This window comes from Pseudomonas sp. VI4.1, assembly GCF_002029345.1.
Lineage (GTDB): Bacteria > Pseudomonadota > Gammaproteobacteria > Pseudomonadales > Pseudomonadaceae > Aquipseudomonas.
The window spans coordinates 1-4,952 of record NZ_MULM01000032.1 but is presented as its reverse complement, the minus strand read 5'-3'; the positions used below and the strand labels follow the sequence as shown (position 1 = coordinate 4,952).

At 58.3% G+C, this 4,952-nt stretch carries 5 protein-coding genes; 2 read left to right on the top strand and 3 right to left on the bottom strand.

Annotated elements, in window-relative coordinates:
* Positions 1–100: 100 nt before the first annotated feature.
* Together BZ163_RS00455 and BZ163_RS00450 are read right to left on the bottom strand one after the other, a co-directional pair.
* Positions 101–766 carry a fumarylacetoacetate hydrolase family protein gene (locus BZ163_RS00455; protein ID WP_128869373.1) on the bottom strand — a complete coding sequence of 222 codons (666 nt, stop codon included), beginning with the start codon at positions 764–766 and terminating at the stop codon, positions 101–103.
* Between the two features lie 36 nt (positions 767–802).
* The gene (locus tag BZ163_RS00450; RefSeq protein ID WP_128869372.1) at positions 803–2,197 is read right to left on the bottom strand and encodes an FAD-binding oxidoreductase; all 1,395 of its coding nucleotides are present in this window, start codon (positions 2,195–2,197) and stop codon (positions 803–805) included.
* A gap of 205 nt (positions 2,198–2,402) precedes the next feature.
* On the opposite strand from BZ163_RS00450, the gene serA reads away from it, so the two are divergent.
* Entirely contained in the window at positions 2,403–3,632 is a 1,230-nt protein-coding gene (gene serA / locus BZ163_RS00440; RefSeq protein WP_128869371.1) for a phosphoglycerate dehydrogenase, read from the top strand.
* 74 nt (positions 3,633–3,706) lie between these two features.
* Here serA and BZ163_RS00435 read toward each other — a convergent pair whose 3' ends face one another.
* Complete coding sequence (locus tag BZ163_RS00435; protein ID WP_128869370.1) at positions 3,707–4,132, bottom strand: DUF4399 domain-containing protein; 426 nt, start codon at positions 4,130–4,132, stop codon at positions 3,707–3,709.
* 135 nt (positions 4,133–4,267) lie between these two features.
* On the opposite strand from BZ163_RS00435, the gene BZ163_RS00430 reads away from it, so the two are divergent.
* On the top strand, positions 4,268–4,855 hold the full coding sequence (locus BZ163_RS00430) for a transporter substrate-binding domain-containing protein (RefSeq protein ID WP_128869369.1): 588 nt from the start codon (positions 4,268–4,270) through the stop codon (positions 4,853–4,855).
* Positions 4,856–4,952 lie beyond the last annotated feature (97 nt).

Below are 4,952 nucleotides of genomic sequence, written 5' to 3'. Positions count from 1 at the left end.
GGAGCTGGCTTGCCAGCGAAGAGGCCATCACATTCAACATCTATGTTGACTGTTACGCCGCCTTCGCTGGCAAGCCAGCTCCTACAGGGGTTGTATTGGATCAGCGGACGCTGCTGGTGAAGCTGCTGGCGCCCGGCAATTCCAGCACCAGGTCGTCACCGACATTCAACGGACCAACGCCCACCGGCGTGCCTGTGAGGATCACGTCACCGGCCTGCAACGAGAAGCAGCCAGCCATGTACTGGATCATCGGCACGATCGGGTTGAGCATGTCTTTGCTGTTGCCATCCTGGCGCACTTCGCCATTGATGGTCAGGCGAATGCCAATGTCGGCCAGGTCGGCAAAGGTGCTGCCGGACACGAACGGTGCAATCACCGCCGCCCCGTCGAACGACTTGGCGATTTCCCAGGGCAGGCCCTTGGCTTTCAGTTCGGCTTGCTTGTCGCGCAGGGTCAAGTCCAGGGCCGGGGCGAAACCGGAAATCGCGTCGAGCACTTCTTCACGGCTCGGCCTGGTCGACAGAGGCTTGCCGATCAACACCGCGATTTCCGCTTCGTAATGCACCGAACCGCGCTCGGTCGGAATGCTGAAACTGCCCTCCAGCGGCACCACGCAACTGCCCGGCTTGATGAACAGCAGCGGTTCCGTAGGCACCGGATTGTCCAGTTCTTTAGCGTGTTCGGCGTAGTTGCGGCCGATGCACACCACCTTCCCCAAGGGGAAGTGAATACGCGTACCGTCGACATACTGGTGCTGATAGCTCATTACCGACTCCTGTTTCGTAGCGCTTAAATTCAACAGTCAAACAGCGAAGATTTTGCCCGGGTTCATGATGCCGTTCGGGTCGAACACCGCTTTGACGGCTTTCATGTACTCGATCTCGACCGGGGAACGGCTGTAGGTCAAGTAATCACGCTTGGTCATGCCCACGCCGTGCTCGGCGGAAATCGAGCCGTTGTACTTCTCGACGGTTTCGAACACCCACTTGTTGACGGTCGCGCACTTGGCGAAGAACTCGTCCTTGCTCAGGTTTTCCGGCTTGAGGATGTTCAAGTGCAAGTTGCCGTCGCCGATGTGGCCGAACCAGACGATTTCGAAGTCCGGATAGTGTTCGCCGACGATCGCGTCGATTTCCTTCAGAAATGCCGGGACTTTCGACACAGTCACCGAAATGTCGTTCTTGTACGGCGTCCAGTGGGAAATGGTCTCGGAGATGTATTCCCGCAGCTTCCACAGGTTCTGCAACTGAGTTTCGCTCTGGCTCATCACGCCGTCCAGGACCCAGCCTTGCTCGACGCAGTGCTCGAAAGTTTCCAACCCGTGGTTGGCCACTTCTTCGGTGGTCGCTTCGAATTCCAGCAGCGCGTAGAACGGGCAATCGGTTTCGAACGGCGCTGGCACGTCGCCACGGGCCATGACCTTGGCCAGGGCTTTGTCGGAGAAGAATTCGAAGGCGGTCAGGTCGAGTTTGCTCTGGAACGCGTGCAGTACCGGCATGATCGAGTCGAAATCGGCGGTGCCAAGGACCATGGCGGTGAGGTTTTTCGGCGCCCGGTCGAGGCGCATGGTCGCTTCGACGACAAACCCGAGGGTGCCTTCGGCGCCGATGAACAGCTGACGCAGGTCGTAGCCGGTGGCGTTCTTGATCAGGTCGCGGTTCAGCTCCAGCAGATCGCCCTTGCCGGTGACGACCTTCATGCCGGCCACCCAGTTGCGGGTCATGCCGTAGCGAATGACCTTGATCCCGCCGGCATTGGTGCCGATATTGCCGCCAATCTGACTGGACCCTGCCGAAGCGAAGTCCACCGGGTAGTACAGGCCTTTTTCTTCAGCCACGTTCTGCAAATGTTCGGTGACCACGCCTGGCTGGCAGACTGCAGTGCGGTCGGTCAGGTTCACGTCGAGAATCTGGTTCATATAGTCGAAAGACACGACCACTTCGCCATTGGCCGCCACGGCAGCGGCAGACAGGCCGGTGCGCCCGCCGGACGGTACCAGCGCCACCTTGCGCTCGTTGGCCCAACGCACAATGGCCTGGACCTGCTCGGTGGTCTTGGGAAACACGATGGCCGTCGGGGCCGGGGCGAAATGCTTGGTCCAGTCCTTGCCGTAAGCATTCAGGGAGTCGGCATCGGTCAGCACCTTGCCAGGCTCAACCAGGGTCTTCAGCTCATCAATCAGGGCAGGATTGGTCATCGACAGAACTCTCGAACAATTCATGGTCATCCTGAGAACGCTTCACGTCGCAGGAATGGGTGTTTAGCGGGGCGCTTATGCTAGCATACCGACCCCGCAGGAGAGTGCCCAATGGCTGTTCTGCGGCGACGGCTTTCTTGCCGCTCGGGTCAGCGTCTGCTGGCTACTTCCCTGCCAATTTTCTCCGGGATACAGGTTTACGCAGATGAGCAAGACTTCTCTCGATAAGAGCAAGATCAAGTTCCTTCTTCTCGAAGGCGTCCACCAATCGGCTGTCGACGTTCTCAAGTCGGCTGGCTACACCAGCATCGAGTACCTCACCGGTTCTCTGCCGGAAGCCCAGCTCAAGGAAAAGATCGCTGATGCGCACTTCATCGGCATTCGCTCGCGCACGCAACTGACCGAAGAGATCTTCGATCACGCGAAGAAACTGGTGGCTGTCGGTTGTTTCTGCATCGGCACCAACCAGGTTGACCTGAACGCGGCTCGCGAACGCGGGATCGCGGTGTTCAACGCGCCGTACTCCAACACGCGTTCCGTTGCCGAGCTGGTGCTGGCCGAAGCGATCCTGTTGCTGCGCGGTATCCCTGAGAAGAACGCTTCCTGCCACCGCGGCGGCTGGATCAAGAGCGCAGCCAACTCCTTCGAAATCCGCGGCAAGAAGCTGGGCATCGTCGGTTACGGCTCGATCGGTACCCAACTGTCGGTCCTGGCGGAAGGCCTGGGGATGCAGGTGTATTTCTACGACACCGTGACCAAGCTGCCACTGGGCAACGCCACTCAAGTGGCGAGCCTGACCGAACTGCTGGGCATGTCCGACATCGTCACCCTGCACGTTCCGGAAACCGCTGCGACCCAGTGGATGATCGGCGAGAAGGAAATCCGCGCCATCAAGAAAGGCGGGATCCTGATCAACGCGGCTCGCGGCACCGTGGTCGAGCTGGACGCCCTGGCGGACGCGATCAAGGACAAGCACCTGATCGGCGCAGCCATCGACGTGTTCCCGGTGGAGCCACGCTCCAACGAAGAAGAGTTCGAAAGCCCGCTGCGCGGCCTGGACAATGTGATCCTGACCCCGCACATCGGCGGTTCCACTGCTGAAGCGCAAGCCAACATCGGCCTGGAAGTGGCAGAAAAACTGGTCAAGTACAGCGACAACGGTACCTCGGTATCGTCGGTGAACTTCCCGGAAGTGGCCCTGCCGGCTCACCCTGGCAAGCACCGCCTGCTGCACATCCACGAAAACATTCCGGGTGTGATGAGCGAGATCAACAAGGTCTTCGCCGAAAACGGCATCAACATTTCCGGTCAGTTCCTGCAGACCAACGAGAAAGTCGGCTACGTCGTGATCGACGTCGATGCCGACTACTCGGAAATGGCGCAAGAGAAGCTGCAGCACATCAATGGCACCATTCGTTGCCGTGTGTTGTTCTGATAGTGACTTGAGTGACAAAAAAAGGAGCCCCTCGGGGCTCCTTTTTCATGTTCGCGGTTCTTTATTCCGAGCAGTTACTTCACGTTGACGGTGATCTTCTCCGACACGACTGGCGGATCGAAGGCCATATGGTTCATGTCGCCCAACTCTAGCTGCAAGGTATGCTTGCCTGGCGTCAGCGTCACCTCGGTTTCTGTCTGCGCCTTGCCGAAATGAACGTGATTGGCATCTACCGGGATGACCGCCCCTGCGGCAACCACTTCCTTCGCATCAATTAGCAGATGGTGGTGGCCGGTGTTCTTGGTGGTATCGCCTGCTGGCGCCAATGCAACGTTCTCGACAGCGAATTTGATTTTGAACGTTTGCGGGACAGTCCCGCCATCTTTAGGAGTAACGATGGACACTTCGGCACCTTTCGGTGCTGGCGTAGCCGCACTGGCCAGCACCGAAACGCCCATCAACAGGCCGGCCAATGCTGCTCGTGACGTAAAGGTTTTCATTCTCTTCTCCAGTTTTTCCATAAAATGGGTGCGGCCATGACAACTTCACGGCCATTCGTTGTCGAAGGCTCTCGACAACCATAGCAAAGCGAGCCCGACCCAGAGCATCGCGATAATGAATTCAAAGGAGTGACCATGCGTTTTTTGCCTGGCCTGATCTGCCTGCTACCCCTTTTGAGCCCCTTGGCTCATGCCGAACTGATTGACGATGTAAACGACCGTGGCGAATTGCGCATTGCCCTTGAGGCTAATACACCACCCTTCAATTTCAAGGACGATGGCAAACTGACGGGCTTCGAAGTCGAATTGGGTCAGTTGTTGGCCCAGGAACTGGATGTGCGGTCCGACTTCGTCATTACCGATTCCGGCGACCTGCTGGCCGGTGTCGAAAGCGGCAAGTACGACGTCGCCATCAACCACATAGCAATGACCCCGGATCTCAAGGATCGTTTCGACTTCAGTGCACCTTACATTCGCACGGATGCGCAATTGATCGCGCAGAAAGACGAGCAACCGCGTTCAATTCTGTTGGTGCAGTCGCTGACGGGAGAAAAGCCGAAAGCGGCCCCGGCGGTGGACCTGGCGATTCCATTTCAGAAGGGTAACCCGGCGTTTCACGCCAGCCTGGAGAATGCGCTGCAGCGGATCAAGGCGGATGGGCGATTAGAGGCGTTGGAGCAGAAGTGGTTCGGGGCGGATACGAGCGTGGCGCCCAAACCCTGAAGCCGCTGACGGGCCCCTGTAGGAGCTGGCTTGCCAGCGAAGGCGGCGTAACAGTCAACATAGATGTTGGATGTGATCGCCTTCGCTGGCAAGCCAG

Coding starts and splice junctions, on each gene's coding strand:
- BZ163_RS00435 (WP_128869370.1), bottom strand. CDS start 4,132: ATGAAAACCTTTACGTCACGAGCAGCATTGGCCGGCCTGTTGATGGGC.
- BZ163_RS00450 (WP_128869372.1), bottom strand. CDS start 2,197: ATGACCAATCCTGCCCTGATTGATGAGCTGAAGACCCTGGTTGAGCCT.
- serA (WP_128869371.1), top strand. CDS start 2,403: ATGAGCAAGACTTCTCTCGATAAGAGCAAGATCAAGTTCCTTCTTCTC.
- BZ163_RS00455 (WP_128869373.1), bottom strand. CDS start 766: ATGAGCTATCAGCACCAGTATGTCGACGGTACGCGTATTCACTTCCCC.
- BZ163_RS00430 (WP_128869369.1), top strand. CDS start 4,268: ATGCGTTTTTTGCCTGGCCTGATCTGCCTGCTACCCCTTTTGAGCCCC.